The sequence below is a fragment of the Thermosporothrix hazakensis genome (assembly GCF_003253565.1).
Classification (GTDB): domain Bacteria; phylum Chloroflexota; class Ktedonobacteria; order Ktedonobacterales; family Ktedonobacteraceae; genus Thermosporothrix; species Thermosporothrix hazakensis.
The window spans coordinates 1-20,309 of the sequence record NZ_QKUF01000008.1 but is presented as its reverse complement, the minus strand read 5'-3'; the positions used below and the strand labels follow the sequence as shown (position 1 = coordinate 20,309).

Sequence of the window (20,309 nt, the reverse complement as noted above, 5' to 3'; positions counted from 1 at the left end):
CGAATGCCCTGCTAGGCTGATTGCTCTGGCTCGCCTGCCTCGCCTAACAGTGGAATAAGTACCACCTGAGCGTTCACAGCTTCCGCTGCCTGTACCTCTATGGCTGGCAGGTCGCTATGATCTCCGCCTTTTATATAAATAGTCGGGCGTATCTTCTCAAGCAGAGCGTGCGCGGTTGGCTCATTGAAGAGCAGCGCATAATCGACCAGGCCGAGCGCGGCAACCAGCGCCAATCTATCCGAGGCCGAATTGATTGGCTTGCGGGGCCCTTTGAGCTCCTGGACGCTCTGTTCGCTGTTAACACCGACAACCAGCACATCGCCATATTGGCGTGCGGTACGCAAAAAGTAGAGATGCCCTACATTTAAGATGTCAAAGACGCCGCTGGTCAGCACGATGCGTTTTCCCTGCTGGCGTTGGGCTTCAAGCAGCGCCAGGAGTGTTTCTTCATCTGGCGTGGTATTCCGGGAGGCGCGGAGACTGATACGCTGAAGCAGCTCCTGGTGGGTGACGACGGCGGTTCTGGGACGGCTGACAGCGATATTTGCAGCCTCACAGGCGATGCCAGTCGCTTCTTCAAGGGAAAGATGAGCGGTCAGAGCCAGGGTCAGTGTGGCGGCGAAGGTATCGCCCGCGCCGACGTCGTGCGGCTGCGAGACCGGGTGTGTGGGTATCTGAGCCTGCGTGCCATCGCGCTTGAGCAGAACCGCCCCTTTTTCGGCACGTGTGATAAGAATCGTTTCCGCCTCCATGTGTTGTTGCAGTGTGGTAGCAATCTGCCAGATATCATCCGAGACGCACCCGAAGCCGTAGGCGGTCATGCGTGCCTCTGTCTCATTTGGGGTGATAACCGTGGTGGGTAGCTGCCGAAAGCGCAAGAGATCCTGTGAATCGAGAATGAGCGGCTTTGCATGCTTGCTTTGAAGCTGGCAGAGGGCCTCGATGATATGGGGAGCGAGTACACCATAACAGTAATCAGAGACGATCAATGCATCACACCAGCTATACCATTTTTCCAGGCGGGCAAGGAGTTCCTGATAACAGGTCTCTTCATAGATGTGCCCGCGTACGGCTCCTTCGTCCAGCCGGGCGACATAGTGATGCTCGGTCAGAATGCGGCACTTATGGGGAGTTGTCTGTTGCTGGCTGGTGATAAACTCAAGCGTATCGAGCGTATGCAGCTCCTGTTTCAGCAGATCGGCGGCGCGGTCCGAGCCCACAATGCTTAAAAAGACGACCTCGGCTCCCAGGGCGCTCACGTTGGCGGCGCAATTGGCGGCTCCTCCGGGAATGTGGATCTCTGCGACCTTGTTCAGAAGCGGTACCGGAGCCTCGCGACAGAGGCGGCTTGACTCGGTTTCTATATAGGTATCCAGAAGTGCATCACCTAGCACCAGGATCTTTTTCTGACGAAAACGACGGACGCTTTCGATACTCGTCATGCTGGCGTCTCTTCCTTTAGTTGTAGTGAGAAGAAATAGAATAGTCAAAAACTGGTATTCGCAGTCAGTATAAGCCGAACTGAAAGGATTGCCAAGCGGTAACAGGACCTTTTGTATGGGCCTTCGAGCGCTTTTTGAGGGGATGAGTCTATCAGCAAGAATGCCGGGGTGATTTCTGGCTGTGACTGCGAGAAAAAGGTTCCCCATACGGATCATGTGGGGAACCCGGAGCGTTATTTCAGAGAGAATGAAAAGGGTTTTGCTTTATATGGAGACTCCGACCTCATTCCAGGCCTCCTGAACAGCTCTATATTCGGGGCCTTTGCCGTAGAGCTTGTCCGCGTTTTCCAGGGTACGCTTTGCGAACTGGCGGAAGGTGCTATAGGGCAACAGCTTCTTGTCGCGCAGGGTGTCATACCAGATGCGTCCGGCTTTCTCCCAGGCATAGCCACCGATTTTTGTTGCCGTAAGGTAGAAGGCGCGGTTGGGTATGCCGGAATTGATGTGAACGCCACCATTGTCATCGAATGTCTGGACATAGTTGCGCATATGGTCCGGCTGAGGATCTTTTCCGAGAATGGGGTCATCGTAGGCCGTGCCAGGCGCTTTCATCGAGCGAATACCCTGGCCTTTGACCCGCGAGGTGAAAAGACCGGCGCCAACCACCCAATCAGATTCCTCGGCTGTCTGCTTGAGCGCGTATTGCTTGGTCAGGATGCCGAAGACATCGGAAATGGACTCATTGAGCGCTCCCGGCTGGGCCTCATAGATGAGATGCGCTTCATGTTCCGTGACGCCATGAGTGAGCTCGTGGCCGATCACGTCTACCGCGACCGTGAAGCGGTTAAAGAGGTCGCCATCACCATCACCGAAGACCATATATGAGCCATCCCAGAACGCGTTGATATACGATCGGCCATAGTGCACCACGCCTTTGAGCGCCATTCCCTTATTATCGATTGAATTGCGCCTGTAGACCTCCTGGTACAGCTTGTAGGTTGCTCCCAGGCCGTCGTATGCCTCGTTGACGGCGGGGTCACTCACTTCCGGGCTGCCCTCAGTGCGGACGCTGTCGCCTGGAAGCTCGCTTGTATTGTGTGTATCGTAGATGGTACGCTGCACGGTGCGGGCTTTTTCCGGCGTTGGTTGTGCCGCGGTGCTGGTGGCGCGTTGAACGTTTGCCCGACTGGTACGAAGGCGCTGGTCAAGCTCTTGCATTTCCTGTATGCGGCTACGTTGTTGCGGGGAGCCATTTTTCTTGATTGCATCGGTGATGTATGGAGGAATAATTGACAGGATGGAACGAGTCGTAGCAGCCATAACACATCTTCCCTTTCCAGCCACAGTTCATGACTGACGATACGATAAACAGTGGAAAGTCCTTTTCCGGTAGAAACCAGTTACAGAACTTCCTTATGTATTATACCACGAAACAACAGAGAAAAAGAAGACAAACACCTGTCTATCTATGCAGCTATAGTGGTGAGCATGGAACGAAAAGAGTGCAACTTGTATTCTAGCAATGATAGGAGTAAGGCAAAAAAGAGCGTGATAGTGCATCCAGACCTATCACGCTGAGAAGAGATGTTTGCTTTATTCCTCTTCTTCTTCTCCCCAGAGACCTCGTTCGCTGAAATCGTCGGTTTTCGTGCGACGGCGGCGAGGCACTTCGGGCTGTTCCATGAGGGCATAGACAAAATCGCCAGAGCGGTAGAGCTGCTCTTCTTTGCGGCCAGTTGTTCTCTCGATGTAACTGAGAATCCAGTCAGCATCATCCTGACGCAGCTTTTGTACGCGAATCTGTTGACCACCAAGCATCAGGATATCGCCAGTTTCGACCTCGGTAATAGGTTTCCATTTCCAGGGGCAGGGAGTGGCCCCGAAACGAATCTGCATATGGTGCTTCTCTGATGACTCTTGCAAGGTGTCTCTCCTCTTCTCACCTGCCTGTCTTTATGCGTTTGAGGCGCAGGGTTTTGCTGATCATAGTATAGCAAAAGAGGGCAGAAAATGGCAAAAAACGATCAGGCACTTTGCATTGATGTGCGTTCTTTTGGTACGATATGAGCGAAAATCAATTACGTTTGAACAGGATGTAACGAGATGTTTGTGAAGTTCCTTCAGGTCGCGCTCCCATTGCTCTGGGCGGGCCTGGTTTTCGGTATATCATTTTTAGAAGCGCCACTCAAGTTTCGTGCTCCCGGGATTACCCGCACGCTTGGTCTGGGAATTGGACGCATTGTATTCGCGGCCCTGAACAAAGTGGAGTTCGTGCTTGCCATCTTGCTGCTGGTGGCATTTCTGCTTCATGTGCCGGGAGGGTTGAGCTGGCTGCTGTGCGTGCTCTGTCTGGTGGTGCTGCTGGCCCAGACGCTGTGGCTGACCCCGATTCTCAACAGGCGTATTGTGCTGGCGCAGAAGGGCACACCTGCGCCCCCGACCTATCATCACTGGCTTTTTATTGTCGCGGAGGCGGTCAAGCTTCTGCTCTTGCTTGCCTTGAGCTATACGACCGCTCAGCTCTACATTGTATAATATATTGATAATGGATTGTCTTCTATCCAGGTATACTATCCATACATCTGAATGGATAGTAGATACGGTGTAGAGCTTTTATAGAAATTGCGCTCGACGTGGCCGGGAGAGGAAAGAACGGCTCTTCTTTCGGCGGCTTCGAGCGCCTGAAGATATTTCCACTGCTTGTCCCTCCTGTAAACCTCTATTCCCTCGTCAAATACTGGAAACCTGTGCCAGATTGCTTCTTCTTATTTTCCTGTGGCTGTGTTAAAATAAGGAATATATTTTCTGTTCTTCATCTATTTCATATTGTTTTATTCCTCACGAAAGAAGGTTCCTTCATGGCTGAAGAGCGAAAGTTGGTGTCTATTCTCTTTGCGGATGTTACAGGCTCGACGGCTCTGGGTGACGCGCTTGACCCCGAGGATGTGCGTACGCTAATGGGGCGCTACTATGCGATTGCGCGTGAGGTGATTCCGGCACATGGTGGCACCCTGGAGAAGTTTATTGGTGATGCGATTATGGCTATTTTTGGCCTGCCCAAAGCGCTTGGAGATGATGCAGAACGCGCTCTGGCGGCGGCGCTGGCTCTGCGCGAGCGGGTGGCGAATGATGAGTTGCTTGGTCCTGTCTTTCAGTTACGGATCGGCGTCAACACTGGCGAGGTGATAGCGACAAGTGATCCGTCCAGTGGCGAGTTTCTGGCAACTGGTGATGCGGTCAATGTGGCAGCTCGCTTGCAACAGCACACCAACCCGGATGAGATCGTTGTGGGAGAGCGTACATGGAAAGCGACCGAGCACGCCTTTTGCTTTGAGCAGCCGCGTATGGCCGAGGTGAAGGGAAAACCCCGCCCGATTGCTTTGTATCCGCTGATCGGGCCGCGTGCGACGCGCAAGCAGGAACGGCCTCCACTGGTCGGGCGCAAACAAGATTTGATGCAGCTTGCCCTGCTCTGGGAGCGCGTGTTAGAGGAGGAGCGCCCGCAACTGGTCTCGATCATGGCGCCCGCGGGAACCGGAAAGTCTCGCTTGCTCGAAGAATTTCTTGATACACTTGGTACCGAGGCAGAATATCACGTCGCAGTTGCCCGCTGTTTGCCATATGGGCAGCAGATTGCCTATTTCCCTCTTCGAGGTCTGCTTGCTCAACTGCTTGGCGCCGAGAGCAAGATGACCAGAGAGTACATCAGCAGTCTCTTTGTGGCTGCCGGGTACCAGCAAACAGATGCAGAACGATCCGCTGAGGTCATTTTGAGCACATTGGGAATTGAGGGTGAAAAGAGTAGTGATCGCGAAAGTATCTTTTCAGCCTGGCGGCTCCTGATTGAGGTATTGAGCCGTGCGACGCCGCTTATTCTGGTGTTTGAAGATTTGCATTGGTCGAGTAACAGCCTGCTTGATCTGGTTGACTCTCTCACGGCAATGCGTACAAATACGCCGTTGCTGCTGCTCACGTTGAGCCGTCCCGAGTTGCTGGATCGGCGGCCAAACTGGGGAGGCGGACGCCAGAACTTCACGTCGCTGGCGCTACGGCCGCTTTCGGCCCGGCAGACACGCGAGCTGATTCGCAAGCAAGCAGCAGAGCTTGACCCGGAGGTGATGGCACAGATTGTTGATCGGGCTGGCGGGAATCCCTTCTTTGCGCTTGAACTCATTCGGGGCCTGAAAGAGCGCGGGCTAACCGAGAAGAAAGCGGCGCTCAATCAGCTTCCTGACACGGTCCATTCGGCTATTCTGGCTCGCATGGACCAGCTACAACCACAGGAGCGAGCAATCTTACAGGTTGCGGCGGTGGCCGGGCGCGGCTTCACCCTGCCCATGCTGGCTGAGGCGTTGAGCGAGTACAGCCTGCATGAGATCGCGGCGGCGCTGGTAGAGCTGCTTGAACGTGATATTATCGAACACACCGAAAAGAACGCCTATACTTTCCAGCATGTGTTATTCTGTAATGTTGCCTATAAGACGCTCTCCCGTACGCAGCGCGTTTGTCTGCATGAGCGTATCGCGGCCTCACTGGAAGCGGTGGCCGGCGAACGGCTTGACGAGCAGGTCGAGATGATCGCGTATCACTATCAGGAAGCAATCAGGCTCTCGCGCCAGTCGGCGGTGCGAATGCCACTCACGCTGGATGTGCCGAAGGCGCTGCGTATCTTGCGGCGTGCGGCCCGGCAGGCGAACCAGATCGGTGAAGTGGAAGAGGTCAATGCGTATCTGCAAAGTGCGATCTCGATTGCTCCTGAGAGTGAGCTGATCTCGCTCTATGAGCAGCTTGGTGACAGTCTGGGCTTCGCGCTGGCAACAAAAGAGGCGTATCAAAAAGCCCTGGAATATTGGGAGAAGAGCAAGCAAGCGCAGGGAGAAGATCCTGACTTTCTCCGAACGGGTGCGCGCCTGCTGCGAAAACTGATCATCTATTATGAGCGTGGGTCGGGAAACGAGATCTACGGTATCGAAGAGCTTCCACAGTGGCGCGAACGGGCGCAAGTGCTGGCCGAGCAGGCAGGCGATCAGGACGAGCTGCACTATCTGGCTATCTGTGATGGTTTCTTTATCTCTGTGTTGTCGAATCTGGCGCGACCATTGCCGCAGGATATTGAGGAGCGGGTCCAGCGGCTTCAGGAGGCGTGCAGCTACTTTGAGCAAAAGGGCGATCAGGAGGCGCTGAATATCGCTCTAGACGCGTTAATCAGCCATTATGTGCGGTTTGGTAGCGTGGAAAAAGCGGTGCCGCTGGCTCAGAAGCGCTTGCAGATTTCCGGTTTGCCTGCGAGCGAACGGGCGGACGCCTGGCAAATGTTGATCCGCTCCTATGTGGTGCAGGGCAACTACCCTGCCAGTGTACAGGCACTTGAACAGGCCTTCGGCGAGCTTTTGCCCGGTCAGACCCCGACGTATCTCGTTTCCTCGATTCGGACAGTGATTGAGGCGGCGTTTGAGCGGGGACGGTGGGACGATGTGGAGCGCTGGTTTGCGGTCATTGAGAGCGTGTATCTCCCCTTCTTCAGTGATGAGGCGTATGATCCAAGCCTGGCCCATCTGGTCGGGATAGGCAGCTATCTGACCGCCTTACAGATCGCGCTGTTGCAGGAAGATCAGGCGCGGTGTGAGCGCTACATTCCGCTGCTCAAGCGGTTTGGCGAGCTACTTGCGGAACAGAAGAAGGTGCTGGATGCGGAACTCTCCCTGCTCCTTGATGGAGAGCTGCCGGAAGAGCTGAAGGAGCTGTATCATACGCATCTCTTCGTCACGATAGAGGGTATGAAGGTCTATAATCAGCGTGGGGAGGCCCAGCCATCGCGCATTCTGGAGACGTTGTCCAATGATGGTCGCATTGATAGGAAGATGAGGGCGCATCTGGACCTGAATCAGGCGCTGCTTGAGCGGGACTATGAACGCGCGAATGAGCTTGTGACGCAGCTTGAGTGCCTGGGGCGAGTGGTGTTTGCGGCTCACATGAAGATTGTCCTTGCCGAGCTGACCGGCGATCTCACCCGGTTGACTGGCGTCCGTCCGCTGCTTGAAGGCTTGAAAGATCGCGTTTTCTTGCGCCGTCTGGAAGCGCTTGAAGCCGCCTGAGTATTCGTTTCCGAGTAGCTGTCTGGCTCCTTTTGTGCTATGCTGGTGAGTCCCCTGGTTGTTGGGGGAAAAGATGTGGGTGAAAGGAGCGCACTACGTTGGAAAATATAACGAACAAATTTGAAAATATCGTGAAATATGTGTATGAGGCGGGCTATTTGAAGCATTTGAAGCGGGCCGGGTGGTCGATGCTTGGCATTCCGGCCCCGGAGAGTGTGGCAGAACATACCTTTCGTACAGCCATTCTCGGTTATATGCTTGCTTCGCTAGAGGGTGCAGATCCACAGAAGACGGCGACCATTTGCCTGTTTCACGATATCCCCGAGGCGCGGATAGGTGATCTGCATCGTGTGGCGCGGCGGTATATCGACGCGAAAGAGGGCGAGGCTGAAGCGTTCGCCGAACAGATGCAACGGCTTCCTGAGGAGGCTGCAAAGCACGTCACCGCGCTCTTTCGCGATTATGAAGAGGGACTCTCGCAAGAAGGCGTGCTGGCGAAGGATGCCGATCTGCTGGAATGCCTTGTACAGGCGCGCGAGTATCAGGTGCAGGGCTACGCCGGTGTAAGCGATTGGATTGAGGGCTGCTACAAGGGCCTGCGTTCGGCTTCAGCGAAGCAACTGGCGGATGTCTTTTTGCGGGTTGACCCACAGGAATGGTGGAAAGGGCTTAAGAAGTAGATCGTTGCGTGATGGCGCACATTCGGCAGGGTGGTGATGGGAAGCGAAGAATAGCGCGGGGATGCTGTTCTGATCGCGCAGAATGAATAGCCTTTTGCAGGTAGCTTCTGGTAGAACAGTATCCGTATTTCTGGCTAGAAAAGTGGCGCTCGATGAATACAGGTCGAGCGCCAGTGCTGTTCTAGGTTCGTTTGGCCTCATGCTCTTTTTGTTGCACACTCCATTCATAGTAGTCCTCGTCGCGTCGGACGCCACCTGGTGAGACAAGGGGTTCCCATATGGGCTCGGTCGGCAGGAAAGGGAGCGCCTGCCTGCGTAGCTCTGCTTCCACTTCGTCCCGGCTGAGAAGCGGAACCAGTGTCTGTGTGTCCGGGTCGGTGGGCGTGTGATATTCCAGCATGTAGCGGCCGCTGCTCAACTGGCTGATGGTTGCTGTGACTCCCTGAGCGTTCTCAGCCTTTGCTTGCCGCGAGGATGATTGCTCTAACGCCGCCCAGAGCGTATATCGAACCGTCTCTGTCTGTTGCATAGTTGTTTCCTCTCCTGGCTACTGCATCAATACCATACAATCCTTACCACGTTTGGCCCCGGGACTTTCGTTGCCTACTTACCTCTTCTATTGCAGCAACCGAGGAGATGCAAATCTATGGTCAACATGAAAATACTATTTCTCTATAAGGAAAATAGCATTCTCGTATTTCTATTTCTCTCTGTGAAATAAATTGGAGATACAATTATAATTTGTATTATAGGCCCGAAATGAGTAAATTTCGGAAAAAAGAAGAAACTGTTAAGTTTTTTGGATTGGAAGGAGTACTATGCAATCATGCAGCTACTTGTAAAGCAGACAGATATTGAGGAATTTGAAGCATTATGGAAGATATATGTACATTATTTCGGTGAAGAAGGGATGGGTTGGCGAGAGAATTGTCTGCGGTTTCTGCAATGTGCCTACTGTAACTGGACGCTAAAGGATGGCGATCAGGTGGTTGGCGGCTTTGCCCTGCATCATCTTGTCCCCTCGTTCCTTGACGATATTCTGAGCGGGCGGCGGGCAGATAATGAGGTTGCCCTGCATCACATGGTTCCGGTGGAGCCGGGCAAGCCCATTCGGCTGTATGTTGCGGTGATGGCGATTGATGCGACCCTGCCGCTGCACCTGAAGCGCCTCTACGCTGGCTGCTTGACCGCGTCTTTCGCCCGGATCATGCTGGCGCTGCGGGCGATGGATATCCGGCTTGAAACTATTTATGGAGTTGCCGTGACCGCGGAGGGGAATCATATCTTGCGCCGTTTCGGGTTTGTGCCGCTGGAAGGGGGCATTCATCAGGGACTTATCCGGGCGTATCATTTCCCGGTAGATGCGCGGGGTGTTCAGCGGCTTGAGCAGATTAGCAAGCTTGCACCCGGGGTTGAAGTTCAAATGCCGGTGGTTGAGGTTGCTCTATAGCGAGCGCGGGGTTGAACGCTGTGGGGCTTGCTCCAGAACGTTCAACCCATTAGTGGCTTTATTCGCCTCGTAGTTTGCTGTAGAGCACGAGGTCATGCCAGTCTCCGGCCCGCCACTGTGCTTTGCGCAGGATCCCTTCGCGTGTGAAGCCTGCTTTTTCCAGCAAGCGTTGAGACGGGATATTTTCAATATCGGCGGACGCTTCTACGCGGATGATCTGGTAGGTAGCGAACAGGTACGCGGTGAGCATCTGAACGGCTTCCGTACCATATCCCTTGTGGCGTGCCTGCGCAAAGAGATGAATGCCAAGCTGATAGGCCGAACTTCTCGGGCTATAGTTGACCCGCCTGTAGGAGATGGTCCCGACTATTTCCTGATCCAGCGTTTCCACAACCAGTGTGCCATGCTTCTCATCGAAGAGGTGTCCCTGTTCGTCAAAGTGCCTCGACAGCGAGCCGGGAGCCGTCAGCCCGAAATTGTTGAAGCTGTGCTGAAAATCTTCGGTCATTTCATCTTTTTCGATAATGGCGCAATCTTCCCGTGCAATCGGACGAAGGCGAATTCTGGTGCCGTAAAGCAATCTATCTCTCTCCTTGCTTGTTTGATTCTTTCCGCCTTGTAAGCGGCTTGTCAAAATAAGATCGAAACCACTGTATGCGTCTACCTATTATAGTCCACCCATGAGCGGTATGGCTGTGTTTTTTTTCACAGAAGCGCTGACTTTCAGGGGACAGGAAAAATAGGCTATGAGCCTCGTTCTGGCAGTAGAGCGCCATGAGCATCAGGTGAAGCGAGTAACGCATGAAAAAGCTTGCCTTCTCGCCCTCCCCTGTTGTATTCTTTCCGCAGAAGTGTGATTATGCTCTATAGTCTTTCCCCATGCCCCTTTTTATGGAGATAATACCCGTTCTTTATGATGAAAGGAAGCATCAAGCATCTATGAGTCTGCTTTTTGAGGAGAAAAAGTATCTATTAAGCGAGCCATTTGCGGCGTTTCAGCAGTCCAAGCAGAGAACTATAGGGCAGCATATTCTTTCATTGGATTCCCGGCAGATTGGCACGGTGGCGCTTCCCTCCGGTCGTCTGGCGGTGTTTGATCCAGCGCTCCATGCGCGAACGTTCATTGATGGCATAGAGCCGGGAAGCTATCCCTTGCTGCTTGCGACTGCTCTGGACGAGCATCCTGAGCTCGGGGAATTTGTGGCCTATGCGGCTCTCTGTGTGCGTGACACCCTCCCGGTGCGGTGGGTTGATCATGGTCAGCGTATATCTATAGTTTCAGATGTGTTATATTGCTGTGATGTGGCGCGAGAAGGGCAGTCGTTGACGGTTTCGTTGCGGGGTGAAGAACTGTGGAGGATGGACGAGGGGACAACGCTGCTGTCCGCGTGTACCGAGCAGGTGGCGCTCCACAACGGCTATGATGCGCAAGGGCATCTGGCCTGCGTCCTGTTTGATCTCAACATGTTGTATTGAAAAAAGATGGTTGCCCGTATGCACCCGGGCATGCAGGCAACCAACTGGAGATGTGCTTCAGGAAGCCGCGTAGGCATCGAACCAGGGAGTTGTATTCTTCCGCCTGGACTCAAACGCCGCGATATCCTCCTGATATTGCAATGTGCGGTCGATCGCGTCCAGGCCGAGCATCAATGCCTCTTTGCGGAACGGATCGATCTCGAAGGTGAAGGTCTGCTGGTCTGGCGTGATGACGCTCTGAGTGCCGAGATCAACGGTCAGGCTATAGCCTTCGTTTGTCTTAACCTGCTGAAACAGGTACTGCACGGTCTCTTCTGGCAACTTGAGCGGCAGGAGACCGATATTGAAGCAGTTGTTGTAGAAGATATCGGCGAAGCTTGGAGCGATGATGACCCGGAAACCGTACTCATGCAGCGCCCAGGGAGCGTGTTCGCGTGAGGAGCCGCAGCCGAAGTTCTCGCGAGTCAGCAAGATGGTTGCGTCCTTGTAGCGCGGCTGATTCAGCTCGAAATCGGGGTTCGGCTCTTTTGAGTTGTCTTTATAGCGCCAGTACGCGAACAGGCCATCGGCGAAGCCTGTGCGTGACACGGTTTTCAGATAGACCGCTGGAATAATCGCATCAGTGTCGACATTTGCGCGATTCAGCGGCATGACTTTTCCTTGATGAACTGTCAGTGCTTCCATTTCGTCCCCTCCTTATTTTATTGCCAGTCGCGAATATCAACAAAATGTCCAGCGATCGCAGTGGCGGCGGCCATTGCCGGGCTGACCAGATGGGTACGCCCGCCCTTGCCCTGGCGGCCCTCAAAGTTGCGGTTTGAGGTGCTGGCGCAGCGCTCGCCTTCAGCCAGACGGTCGCCATTCATGCCCAGACACATGCTACAACCGGGTTCGCGCCATTCAAAGCCTGCTTCGCGGAAGATCTGGTCCAGACCTTCGGCCTCGGCCTGACGCTTCACCAGACCACTTCCCGGGACGACCATCGCGCGAACGGTGGGGGCAACCTTTTTGCCTTTGACCACTTTCGCGGCTTCGCGTAGATCGGCGAGGCGGCTGTTCGTGCAGCTTCCAATAAAGACGCGGTCAACCTTGATATCCTGCATTCTGGTGCCGGGCTCAAGTCCCATATAGGCCAGAGCGCGGCGTGCTGCCTCTTGCTGAGCGGGATCGCTGAAATCATCGGGAGAGGGGACAGTACCTGTGATCGGCGAAACCATAGCCGGGGTGGTGCCCCATGTGACCTGTGGCTCCATCTCATCGGTGTTGAGCACGATGACGCGATCATAGGTTGCGCCCGGATCGCTTGGCAGGCTGCGCCAGTATTCAACGGCCTGATCCCATGCCTCGCCTTTTGGTGCATACGGACGATCTTTCAGATAGGCAAAGGTGGTCTCGTCGGGGGCGACCATGCCTGCGCGAGCGCCTGCCTCGATTGCCATGTTACATACGGTCATGCGCTCTTCCATCGAGAGCCCACGAATAGCTGAACCGGTGAACTCAACACAGTGGCCGGTTCCCGCGCCGGTGCCGATTTTACCGATGATAAAGAGGGCGAGGTCTTTTGCTGTGCAGCCCGCTGGTAGACTGCCTTCAACGCGCACTTCCATCGTCTTCGGCTTGACCTGCCAGAGACACTGGCTGGCCAGCACGTGTTCGACCTCGCTGGTACCGATACCAAAAGCGAGCGCTCCGAAAGCGCCATGAGTGGAAGTATGGCTATCACCACAGACAATGATGGTGCCGGGGAGGGTGATGCCCTGTTCTGGTGCCACAACATGGACAATACCGTTGCGCACGTCGTTAATCGGGAAGAACTGAATATTGAAGGACTGAGCGTTCTGTTCCATTGTCTTGACCTGAACAGCGGCGCTCTGGTCGGGAATGGGTACATTGCTGCGGCTTCCGTACTCCGCGACGGGGGTGGTAGGGATGCTGTGGTCAATCATGCCGAAGGTCGCCAGTGGTTTGCGTACTTTACGCCCGGTCGACCTGAGCGCGGCGAACGGCTGTGGTGAAGTGACCTCGTGGACAAGATGGCGGTCGATGTAAAGCAAGGTTCCCTGACCTGCGACTTCGCGTACGACATGTGCCTGCCAGATCTTCTCAAATAGTGTACGTGGTTGTTCCATCGTCTCTTCTCCTTTTACGAAGCCAGACCGCTAAGCGGGTCTTCTCTCCGAGGTACTTTGATGGTGTTGCAGGGTTGCGAGGGCAAAGACTGCAACACGGCTCATGCTGAATGAATACCGATTTCTGACCGATTGCGCTGTATGAGGGAGGTGCTGTTTCTTGTTCCGGTGGTCTTAACCTGAGATAAAGAGCGCCTCAAGCGACTGGTCACAATTCTTGCTGAGTAGTATACTGGGTGGACTGTGAATATGTCAAATGCTTTTTTCTCTAAGAGTTGATAAGAAAAAAGCATCACTTTCTTTGCAGGGAGGGAAGGCGTGGAATTTCGGCAACTTACCTATTTTCTGGCGGCGGCGCACACGCAGAACTTTCGGAAGGCGGCAGAGCTCTGTCTTGTGACGCAGCCTGCCTTGAGTCGGCAGATCGCGGCGCTGGAAAGCGAGCTCGGATTGAAGCTCTTTAAGCGAGAGAAGCAGCGCGTCGAGTTAACAGCAGCCGGCCAGGCATTTGTGGCCTATGCAAAAGAGACACTGGATGTGTTGCAGCGTGGAGAGCAGGAGCTTGTGCGCTGGCAGGAGGGACAGAAGGGCGTTCTGCTGATCGGCTGTAACCACTCGCTGGCGGCGGCATTTCTGCCCTCGCTGCTGGCGACCTTTTATAAGCGTTATCCGGAAATGCGGCTCAAGGTGCTGGTCTCTACCAGTGACCGGGTGGTACGCATGGTGGAGCGTGGCGAGGTGGATTTAGGCTTTATCTATGATCCTTCGGTGCGCTCTGATGTGGTGGTGGTGAAGGAGCTCTTTCGGCAGCCTTTGCAGGCGCTGGTCTCGACACAGCATCCCTTTGTGCAGAAAGCGCCGACCTTGAGTCAGATTCTCACGGAGCCGCTTATTCTGCTTGGTGAAGAGACGCGTCTGCGCAAGGTGATCGAACGAATGTGCATGCAGCGCGGTCTTGAGGTGCAACCGGCAATCGAGATAGGCTCGGTAGCGGGTTTGAAGGAGCTTATCAAGCAGGGGTGTGGGGTGTCGTTGATTCCGCCTGCGCTGCTCTGGCCGCCGCAGGAGACCGATGGCCTGACGCTCCTGCCTGTCTCGGATATCACCGAGTCGTTTACGTTTGCTCTGGTTTACAGGCGGCTTGGTTCGCTGGCTGTGCCTGCACGCCAGTTTATCAATACCATCATCGAGCAAACGGCAAAGCTGACCAGCCAGCTTGCTCCATAGGGAATGAGCACCTATCAGAAAAAACTGAGCCTGACCAAAAGGTCAGGCCCAGTCCTCCCCCTGGATGCCCGTGCTGAGGCGCGGCGATCTGGTTGTTTTAGCCTTGAATCTGATTGAAGATGTAGCCTACAAAGCCGTCATAGTAGGGAGAGAAGAGCACGTCTGGCAGGTTGGTATACACGTAGCTGGTATGCCCGTTGAGGTACCAGCTACCTCGTCCCCGAATGAGCCAGCCACCGCCACTTGAGCCACCGGTCATATCGCAATTGATGCCGATTGGCTGAGGCGATCCGTTGGTGTCACGCACGGTAGTAGGCGAGGTGCATTGATACATGCGCTGACCGGTGAAAGGTGGCTCCTGTGGATAGCCGAGCGCGCGGAAGTTCTGCTCTGCCGGGAGATCGGTCGCGAGCCGAACCCCGCCCACTGCCTGATTAAGCGTCATGCCGTTGTTGGTAGCAACGACCGCAAAGCCGATATCGCGCGAGAAGTCAGCATTGTTTGCCCACTGACCGGTAGTGTGCAACTGGCGAGCAGGCCAGACGCCGCGCGGGCAGTAGCCATCAAGGTATTGCGGGCAGAAGACCCAGTTGACGTAGAAGTTGTTCCCTGAGCCACCCTCGATCACGCAATGTCCGGCAGTATCAACGATGCTGCCATTACGGCTGCTGAGCGAGGTACCGGAACAGACATAGTCCGTCTGGCTGACCGGATCGGTGAAAAAAACCTTGCCAATTGTTGAATAGGGGTAGGAGTCGTAGGCCCCAACCGGAACCGCCGATGCCTGGGGTTTTGGTTCCCCTTTGCCGGGCTGCTTGATAATCTGGCGGGGCGCTTGCCGCTCGACATCCTTAGGAACCGCAGAACGGAAACGCTCTTTCGTCCAGTACCGGAGAGCATTGCGGCTCTCGTGATCGGGGATGAGGCGTTGACTGGTTTCCTTTGGCGCTTCTTTTGGCGCTTTGGCTGCGGAAGCCGCTTCACTTCCTACCATACTGAGGGCACAAACCAGGAAGCCGAGTAGAAACAGGTGTAGTAGACGTCTTGATACAGGTCTTGCCATCTCCATCCTCCCGAAAACACTTCCTGCAAGACAACTCGTTACAGGATGAATTTATCCTGTCTCTATTGTGGAATCATTTTCTTTATAATTCAAGGGGTAAAGAGACCAAAAATGACATTTTCTTCAGTAAATTGGAGAATCCGTGTTTATGAATAAAGAATGAGTAGAACGAAAAGAGCGCGATATCTATTTTTACTGCCACAAAAAAGAAAGAGGACTGCTCTCTATCAGCCCTCTCTCGTGGCAGCGAAGTATAGTATTTATGCGCGTTGGTCGAAGTGTGCAGGTACATCAAGCAGCCAGGAAAGATCGCTGTTCGGCTCGATCTCTTGTGGCTGCTGGCCCCGACGGAACAGGCGTGCGCCGGTCTCGCCATGAAGCTGTAAACGCTGTCCATCGCGATGGAGCCAGGTGCCCTCACGCAGCCCGAGCACCACAACATCATTTTCCTCAAGGAACTGGAGCAAGCGCTGCTCCCTGGTTTCACCCATGTAGATAAATCGTGGATCTGGATCAATATAATGTGGATTGATCTGAAATGGAATCAGGCCAAATGACTCAAAGGATGTGGGCTGGACGATTGGCATATCATTGGTTGTGCGCAGAGAAGGGCAGGCCATATTTGTGCCGGCACTGGAACCGATATAGCGCAGGGCCCCGCTTGCGACGCGTTCGCGCACAACGGAGATCAGATCGAGTTCTTGCAGGCTTTTCAGCAGGCGGAAGCTGTTGCCCCCACCGACAAAGAGCGCTGCACTGCTTGCCAGCGTCTCACGGGGCTTCTGCTGTGTATGCAGGCCAATAACCGAGATGCCAAGCGGCTTGAGGGCCTTAGCTACCTGCGCGGTATAGCCGTCGTAATCGGCGAGCGCGTAGGGAGCGAAATAGATTGTGCGCTCCTCTCCCAGAAATGTATCAATCGCTGGCAGCACATGTTCCAGATACCCCTTTCCTGGTGCGCTGGAATTGCTGAGCAGTAGTAATTTTGATGACATTGTGCACTCCTTTTCTCGCGGATTTGTTCTCTTTTTATTCTACTCCTTTGAATGCTTGCTTGCATACGCCCTCGTCGGCTTGTCCACGTTTGCGCCGAACCCCGGTGGGCTGATCTCTCACCTTTTTGGCGGAGCGGTTTGACAAAAAAGAGCGGCTCCATTATACTGATCGCGGACAGAAAAAGAGCGTTGTCCCGTACTCTTATGGAAAGAGCATACATACACAATCAATTGTGCTTTTGATACATTGCTCTTTTGACTCGTACGGGGCAATGTTTTTTTATTCTCGCTCAGCAAGCGTCTGCGAGCGCTGTTGAAGCTCCCCGGGTGAGACGCCTTTGCGCTTCTTGAAGACCTTCAGAAAATAGTGGTAGTCTTGAAAGCCGACCAGCCGCGCCGTCTCCTTGATGGATCTTCCCATCAGCAATTGCTCGGTCGCTGCATCGATGCGCAATTGCAGCAGGTGTTGATGAATGCTGATGCCGAACTGTTTGCGAAACAGGCGCGCAAGGTGGCCATAGCTGTAGCCCAGAGCTGCCGGGAGATCGCTGCTACAGGTGTTCAGGGAGAAGTGCTTGCGCAGATAATCCATCACGCCATAGGCCAGAGTACGTGCAGGATCAGCGGCGCTTTCGGCATACTGTTGCACAATGCTCAACTGCGAGAGGATGGCGGCGACCTGAATACTGAGTTGCTCAGGGCTCAACATGCGGAAATCGGCGGCTTTCTTCAGAAAGGCATAGAGCGCGGGGTAATTCAGTTCGGTTGGCACATGACCGAAGACCGGTAATGCCAGTTGATCCGGCTTCGGTGGCGTTGTGAGCTGTTCGCCCTGGATCGTGAAGTGCAGATAGATCACATCAAAATCCGCTGGCTCCGTACCCCGATGCCGCACATGAGGCGGGAGCAGGTAATAATTGCCCGTGGTCAGCAGGGCATACTCCCGGTCGATCTGAAGATGCATTTTGCCTCTGGTAATGAGACCAAGCACCCAGAAATCGAGCACGCGATCAGGGTGAAGGGTATCGCCCCGAATATATCCCATGCCATCCAGCACCGGGAGCCCCTTGAGCAGATATGTTGTGTAAACCATGTTGAGATTTTCCACCACGATGCAGAAATAGCACATTGTGCGAGCGTGTCCTGTGAAGGTATTGTATCAACAGGCTGTGGAACAGGGCAAGCGCCCGCTGTGGTTCCACGGAAGGGACAGAAGACATCTGTTGCAGGAGGGAACAATCTATGATGGAACACGCTTCTCTGCGTGCGGTCCCATTTACCGATGTGACTATCAACGATGCGTTTTGGAGCGGTCGTTTGCAGGCCAATATCGAGCAGACGATTCCGTATCAGTATGAGCAGTGCAAGACGACGGGGCGCGTGGATGCACTGAAGCTCGAATGGAAGCCCGGGGATGAGCCGGTTCCGCATATTTTCTGGGATTCGGATATTGCGAAGTGGATCGAGGCCGCAAGCTACACGCTGGCAACAAAACCCGATGCGCAGCTTGAAGCGCTCCTTGATGAGGTAATCGCGCTTCTGGCCTCGGCTCAGCAGCCTGATGGGTACCTGAATACACACTTTACGGTAGTGGAACCAGGCAAACGCTGGACGAACCTGCGCGACGCCCACGAGCTGTACTGTGCCGGACATTTGATCGAGGCGGCGGTGGCGCATTATCAGGCGACCGGAAAGCGCTCCCTGCTGGATGTCATTTGCCGCTATTGTGATCATATCGCACAGACGTTCGGGCCGAATCCTGGCCAGAAGCGCGGCTATTGCGGTCATGAAGAGATTGAGCTAGCGCTTGTCAAGCTGTATCATGTCACCGGTGAGCGGCGTTACCTTGATCTCAGCGCGTACTTCATCAATGAGCGAGGCCAGCAACCCCATTATTTTGATCTGGAACTCAAGGAGCGGCTGAAGCAGGGCGAGAAGGATCGTCTGGCAGAGTTTCACAGGACGGTCGGTTATGAGTATAACCAATCGCACAAGCCAGTGCGGGAGCAGGTACACGTTGTCGGTCATGCCGTTCGCGCCATGTATCTCTATAGCGCGATGGCTGATCTGGCATGGGAGCTTCAGGACGACACGCTGAAACAGGCCTGTGAGCGCCTCTGGGCTGATCTCTGCGAGAAAAAGCTGTATATCACCGGCGGCATCGGCCCTTCCGGCCACAATGAGGGCTTTACGCGTGCATATGATCTGCCGAATGAGACCGCGTATGCTGAGACTTGCGCGGCCATCGGGCTTGTCTTCTGGGCGCATCGCATGCTCCATCTCGATTGTGATCGTCGCTATGCCGACGTGATGGAGCGGGCACTGTATAACGGGGTCATCAGCGGCGTCTCGCTGGATGGGCGCAAGTTCTTCTACGAGAACCCGCTTGCCAGCAATGGTCAGGTGCATCGGCAGGACTGGTTTGAGTGCGCCTGCTGCCCACCGAATGTGGCACGCTTGCTGGCCTCGTTCGGCAACTATATCTACTCGCAGCGTGAGGAGGAGGCCGTTATTCACCTGTTTGTGCAGGGAAGTGCAACGCTCGATCTTGGCACACAAAAGCTCTCTTTGAAGCAACAGACGCGCTATCCCTGGGATGGAGAGGTGCGCATTCAGGTAGACCCCGAGCAGTCCGCCCGCTTCCGGGTTCGGGTGCGTCAACCGGGTTGGTGCCGAAAAGCAACCGTACGGGTAAATGGCGAGCCTGTTCAGCCAGCGAGTGAGCGTGGCTATCTGATCCTTGAGCGCGAGTGGTCGCAGGGTGATGTCATCGAGCTGACGCTACATATGCCGGTCGAGCGCGTCTATGCGCATCCTCAGGTGCGTGAGGATCGGGGACGCGTGGCGTTGCAGCGCGGGCCGCTGGTCTATTGTCTGGAAGAGGTGGACAACAGCTCTGATCTGGATGCGCTGCTTGTGCCACAAACTGCTGACTTTACTCAAACCTATGTGCAGGATCTGGCAAGTGGTGCGGTGGCGCTTTCCTTCGAGGCGCAGCGGCTTGAGGCTGATGGGCCCTCCCTCTATCGTACGGAGCGACCGCGAACCAGCATGGTACAGGTGCGGGCGGTTCCGTATTGCCTCTGGGATAATCGTTCGCCGGGCGAGATGCTTGTCTGGCTGCGCGAAGCATAAGAGCGACGGCCCGGGGGGAAAGCTCCCCGGGCTTTTTGCTGCAATTGGTCCTGTTCGATGTCCCCGAATCCGTTTTTCATCGTATATATTGTTGAAAGCACTGAGAAGATGAAGAATGAGGGTTATTACCAGCATGGCAACCCGTATCTCTGGACGGAGGCAGAGCAAAAGGCGGGCTGAGAAAATCAAGCAGTGCGTTGAACAGGTAATGAAGGAAGACGAATGAAGGTCACAAGAGGCTACAAAACTGAATTAGACCTCAACAATAAACAGCGTACCGCCTGTTTGAAGCATGCCGGTTGCGCCCGTTTCGCCTACAATTGGGGGCTTGCTTGTTCTCAAGAAGCCTACCGTGCCACCGGCAAACGTCCGACTGCTATTGACTTGCACAAAGAACTCAATGCCCTGAAAAAGACGGACTATCCCTGGATGTATGAGGTGTCCAAGTGCGCCATGCAAGAGGCACTGAGAGACCTGGAGAAAGCATATAAAAACTTCTTCCGCAGAGTCGAACTGAAGAAACAAGGCAAGTGGAAAGGCAAGCTCGGCTTTCCCACCTTCAAGAAGAAAAGCAAAGGCATCGGCTCATTCCGCTTGACTGGCTCCATCAAAGTCTT

The 20,309-nt window shown here is 54.5% G+C and carries 18 protein-coding genes; 8 read left to right on the top strand and 10 right to left on the bottom strand.

Annotation, left to right across the window (positions count from 1 at the left end; genetic code table 11):
- Nucleotides 1–11: 11 nt before the first annotated feature.
- From EI42_RS13230 to EI42_RS13220, 3 genes are all read right to left on the bottom strand, one after another.
- Entirely contained in the window at nucleotides 12–1,442 is a 1,431-nt protein-coding gene (locus tag EI42_RS13230) for a PfkB family carbohydrate kinase (protein ID WP_170142597.1), read from the bottom strand.
- 264 nt (nucleotides 1,443–1,706) lie between these two features.
- Nucleotides 1,707–2,762 carry a M4 family metallopeptidase gene (locus tag EI42_RS13225; protein ID WP_111322706.1) on the bottom strand — a complete coding sequence of 352 codons (1,056 nt, stop codon included), beginning with the start codon at nucleotides 2,760–2,762 and terminating at the stop codon, nucleotides 1,707–1,709.
- A 273-nt stretch (nucleotides 2,763–3,035) separates the two neighbouring features.
- Complete coding sequence (locus EI42_RS13220; RefSeq protein ID WP_137686033.1) at nucleotides 3,036–3,365, bottom strand: hypothetical protein; 330 nt, start codon at nucleotides 3,363–3,365, stop codon at nucleotides 3,036–3,038.
- A 180-nt stretch (nucleotides 3,366–3,545) separates the two neighbouring features.
- Between EI42_RS13220 and EI42_RS13215 the strand changes: the two genes are divergently transcribed.
- The 3 genes from EI42_RS13215 (at nucleotide 3,546) to EI42_RS13205 (ending at nucleotide 8,217) form a co-directional block, all read left to right on the top strand.
- Entirely contained in the window at nucleotides 3,546–3,977 is a 432-nt protein-coding gene (locus tag EI42_RS13215; RefSeq protein ID WP_111322702.1) for a hypothetical protein, read from the top strand.
- 323 nt (nucleotides 3,978–4,300) lie between these two features.
- Complete coding sequence (locus tag EI42_RS13210) at nucleotides 4,301–7,537, top strand: ATP-binding protein (RefSeq protein WP_111322700.1); 3,237 nt, start codon at nucleotides 4,301–4,303, stop codon at nucleotides 7,535–7,537.
- A 98-nt stretch (nucleotides 7,538–7,635) separates the two neighbouring features.
- A complete protein-coding gene (locus EI42_RS13205) occupies nucleotides 7,636–8,217 on the top strand; it encodes an HD domain-containing protein (protein WP_111322698.1) in 582 nt (193 codons plus the stop codon).
- Nucleotides 8,218–8,398: 181 nt separating this feature from the next.
- Here EI42_RS13205 and EI42_RS13200 read toward each other — a convergent pair whose 3' ends face one another.
- A complete protein-coding gene (locus EI42_RS13200) occupies nucleotides 8,399–8,746 on the bottom strand; it encodes a hypothetical protein (protein WP_111322696.1) in 348 nt (115 codons plus the stop codon).
- A 297-nt stretch (nucleotides 8,747–9,043) separates the two neighbouring features.
- Between EI42_RS13200 and EI42_RS13195 the strand changes: the two genes are divergently transcribed.
- Nucleotides 9,044–9,667: a hypothetical protein gene (locus EI42_RS13195; protein WP_111322694.1), complete on the top strand. Its 624-nt coding sequence runs from the start codon at nucleotides 9,044–9,046 to the stop codon at nucleotides 9,665–9,667.
- 58 nt (nucleotides 9,668–9,725) lie between these two features.
- Here EI42_RS13195 and EI42_RS13190 read toward each other — a convergent pair whose 3' ends face one another.
- Nucleotides 9,726–10,247, bottom strand: coding sequence for a GNAT family N-acetyltransferase (locus EI42_RS13190; protein ID WP_170142596.1), 522 nt, complete (start codon nucleotides 10,245–10,247; stop codon nucleotides 9,726–9,728).
- A 359-nt stretch (nucleotides 10,248–10,606) separates the two neighbouring features.
- Between EI42_RS13190 and EI42_RS13185 the strand changes: the two genes are divergently transcribed.
- Nucleotides 10,607–11,143 (top strand): DUF4241 domain-containing protein, encoded by a 537-nt coding sequence (locus tag EI42_RS13185; RefSeq protein ID WP_170142595.1) that lies wholly within the window; start codon nucleotides 10,607–10,609, stop codon nucleotides 11,141–11,143.
- A gap of 57 nt (nucleotides 11,144–11,200) precedes the next feature.
- On the opposite strand, the gene leuD is transcribed toward EI42_RS13185, so the two are convergent.
- Both leuD and leuC read right to left on the bottom strand, forming a co-directional pair.
- Nucleotides 11,201–11,827, bottom strand: a complete 627-nt coding sequence (leuD, locus tag EI42_RS13180) for a 3-isopropylmalate dehydratase small subunit (protein WP_111322688.1) — start codon at nucleotides 11,825–11,827, stop codon at nucleotides 11,201–11,203.
- Between the two features lie 17 nt (nucleotides 11,828–11,844).
- Nucleotides 11,845–13,272, bottom strand: coding sequence for a 3-isopropylmalate dehydratase large subunit (leuC, locus tag EI42_RS13175; protein ID WP_111322686.1), 1,428 nt, complete (start codon nucleotides 13,270–13,272; stop codon nucleotides 11,845–11,847).
- Nucleotides 13,273–13,590: 318 nt separating this feature from the next.
- Between leuC and EI42_RS13170 the strand changes: the two genes are divergently transcribed.
- The gene (locus EI42_RS13170) at nucleotides 13,591–14,499 is read left to right on the top strand and encodes a LysR family transcriptional regulator (protein WP_111322684.1); all 909 of its coding nucleotides are present in this window, start codon (nucleotides 13,591–13,593) and stop codon (nucleotides 14,497–14,499) included.
- A 97-nt stretch (nucleotides 14,500–14,596) separates the two neighbouring features.
- On the opposite strand, the gene EI42_RS13165 is transcribed toward EI42_RS13170, so the two are convergent.
- The 3 genes from EI42_RS13165 to EI42_RS13155 all read right to left on the bottom strand — a co-directional run bounded on the left by EI42_RS13165 (nucleotide 14,597) and on the right by EI42_RS13155 (nucleotide 17,650).
- Complete coding sequence (locus EI42_RS13165; RefSeq protein WP_137686034.1) at nucleotides 14,597–15,562, bottom strand: trypsin-like serine peptidase; 966 nt, start codon at nucleotides 15,560–15,562, stop codon at nucleotides 14,597–14,599.
- A gap of 260 nt (nucleotides 15,563–15,822) precedes the next feature.
- Nucleotides 15,823–16,557 carry a dipeptidase PepE gene (gene pepE / locus EI42_RS13160; RefSeq protein ID WP_111322680.1) on the bottom strand — a complete coding sequence of 245 codons (735 nt, stop codon included), beginning with the start codon at nucleotides 16,555–16,557 and terminating at the stop codon, nucleotides 15,823–15,825.
- 280 nt (nucleotides 16,558–16,837) lie between these two features.
- On the bottom strand, nucleotides 16,838–17,650 hold the full coding sequence (locus EI42_RS13155) for an AraC family transcriptional regulator (RefSeq protein ID WP_170142594.1): 813 nt from the start codon (nucleotides 17,648–17,650) through the stop codon (nucleotides 16,838–16,840).
- A gap of 149 nt (nucleotides 17,651–17,799) precedes the next feature.
- Here EI42_RS13155 and EI42_RS13150 point away from each other — a divergent pair, with 149 nt between their 5' ends.
- Together EI42_RS13150 and EI42_RS13145 are read left to right on the top strand one after the other, a co-directional pair.
- Nucleotides 17,800–19,692, top strand: a complete 1,893-nt coding sequence (locus EI42_RS13150; protein ID WP_111322676.1) for a glycoside hydrolase family 127 protein — start codon at nucleotides 17,800–17,802, stop codon at nucleotides 19,690–19,692.
- Between the two features lie 222 nt (nucleotides 19,693–19,914).
- On the top strand, nucleotides 19,915–20,309 hold a 395-nt coding region (locus EI42_RS13145; RefSeq protein ID WP_146505366.1), incomplete at its 3' end, for a helix-turn-helix domain-containing protein.

Bases quoted from the DNA above. Each gene is read 5' to 3' on its own strand.
- EI42_RS13230 (WP_170142597.1), bottom strand. From the start codon at position 1,442: ATGACGAGTATCGAAAGCGTCCGTCGTTTTCGTCAGAAAAAGATCCTG.
- EI42_RS13225 (WP_111322706.1), bottom strand. From the start codon at position 2,762: ATGGCTGCTACGACTCGTTCCATCCTGTCAATTATTCCTCCATACATC.
- EI42_RS13215 (WP_111322702.1), top strand. From the start codon at position 3,546: ATGTTTGTGAAGTTCCTTCAGGTCGCGCTCCCATTGCTCTGGGCGGGC.
- EI42_RS13210 (WP_111322700.1), top strand. From the start codon at position 4,301: ATGGCTGAAGAGCGAAAGTTGGTGTCTATTCTCTTTGCGGATGTTACA.
- EI42_RS13200 (WP_111322696.1), bottom strand. From the start codon at position 8,746: ATGCAACAGACAGAGACGGTTCGATATACGCTCTGGGCGGCGTTAGAG.
- EI42_RS13195 (WP_111322694.1), top strand. From the start codon at position 9,044: ATGCAGCTACTTGTAAAGCAGACAGATATTGAGGAATTTGAAGCATTA.
- EI42_RS13185 (WP_170142595.1), top strand. From the start codon at position 10,607: ATGAGTCTGCTTTTTGAGGAGAAAAAGTATCTATTAAGCGAGCCATTT.
- leuD (WP_111322688.1), bottom strand. From the start codon at position 11,827: ATGGAAGCACTGACAGTTCATCAAGGAAAAGTCATGCCGCTGAATCGC.
- leuC (WP_111322686.1), bottom strand. From the start codon at position 13,272: ATGGAACAACCACGTACACTATTTGAGAAGATCTGGCAGGCACATGTC.
- EI42_RS13165 (WP_137686034.1), bottom strand. From the start codon at position 15,562: ATGGCAAGACCTGTATCAAGACGTCTACTACACCTGTTTCTACTCGGC.
- pepE (WP_111322680.1), bottom strand. From the start codon at position 16,557: ATGTCATCAAAATTACTACTGCTCAGCAATTCCAGCGCACCAGGAAAG.
- EI42_RS13155 (WP_170142594.1), bottom strand. From the start codon at position 17,650: ATGGTTTACACAACATATCTGCTCAAGGGGCTCCCGGTGCTGGATGGC.
- EI42_RS13150 (WP_111322676.1), top strand. From the start codon at position 17,800: ATGATGGAACACGCTTCTCTGCGTGCGGTCCCATTTACCGATGTGACT.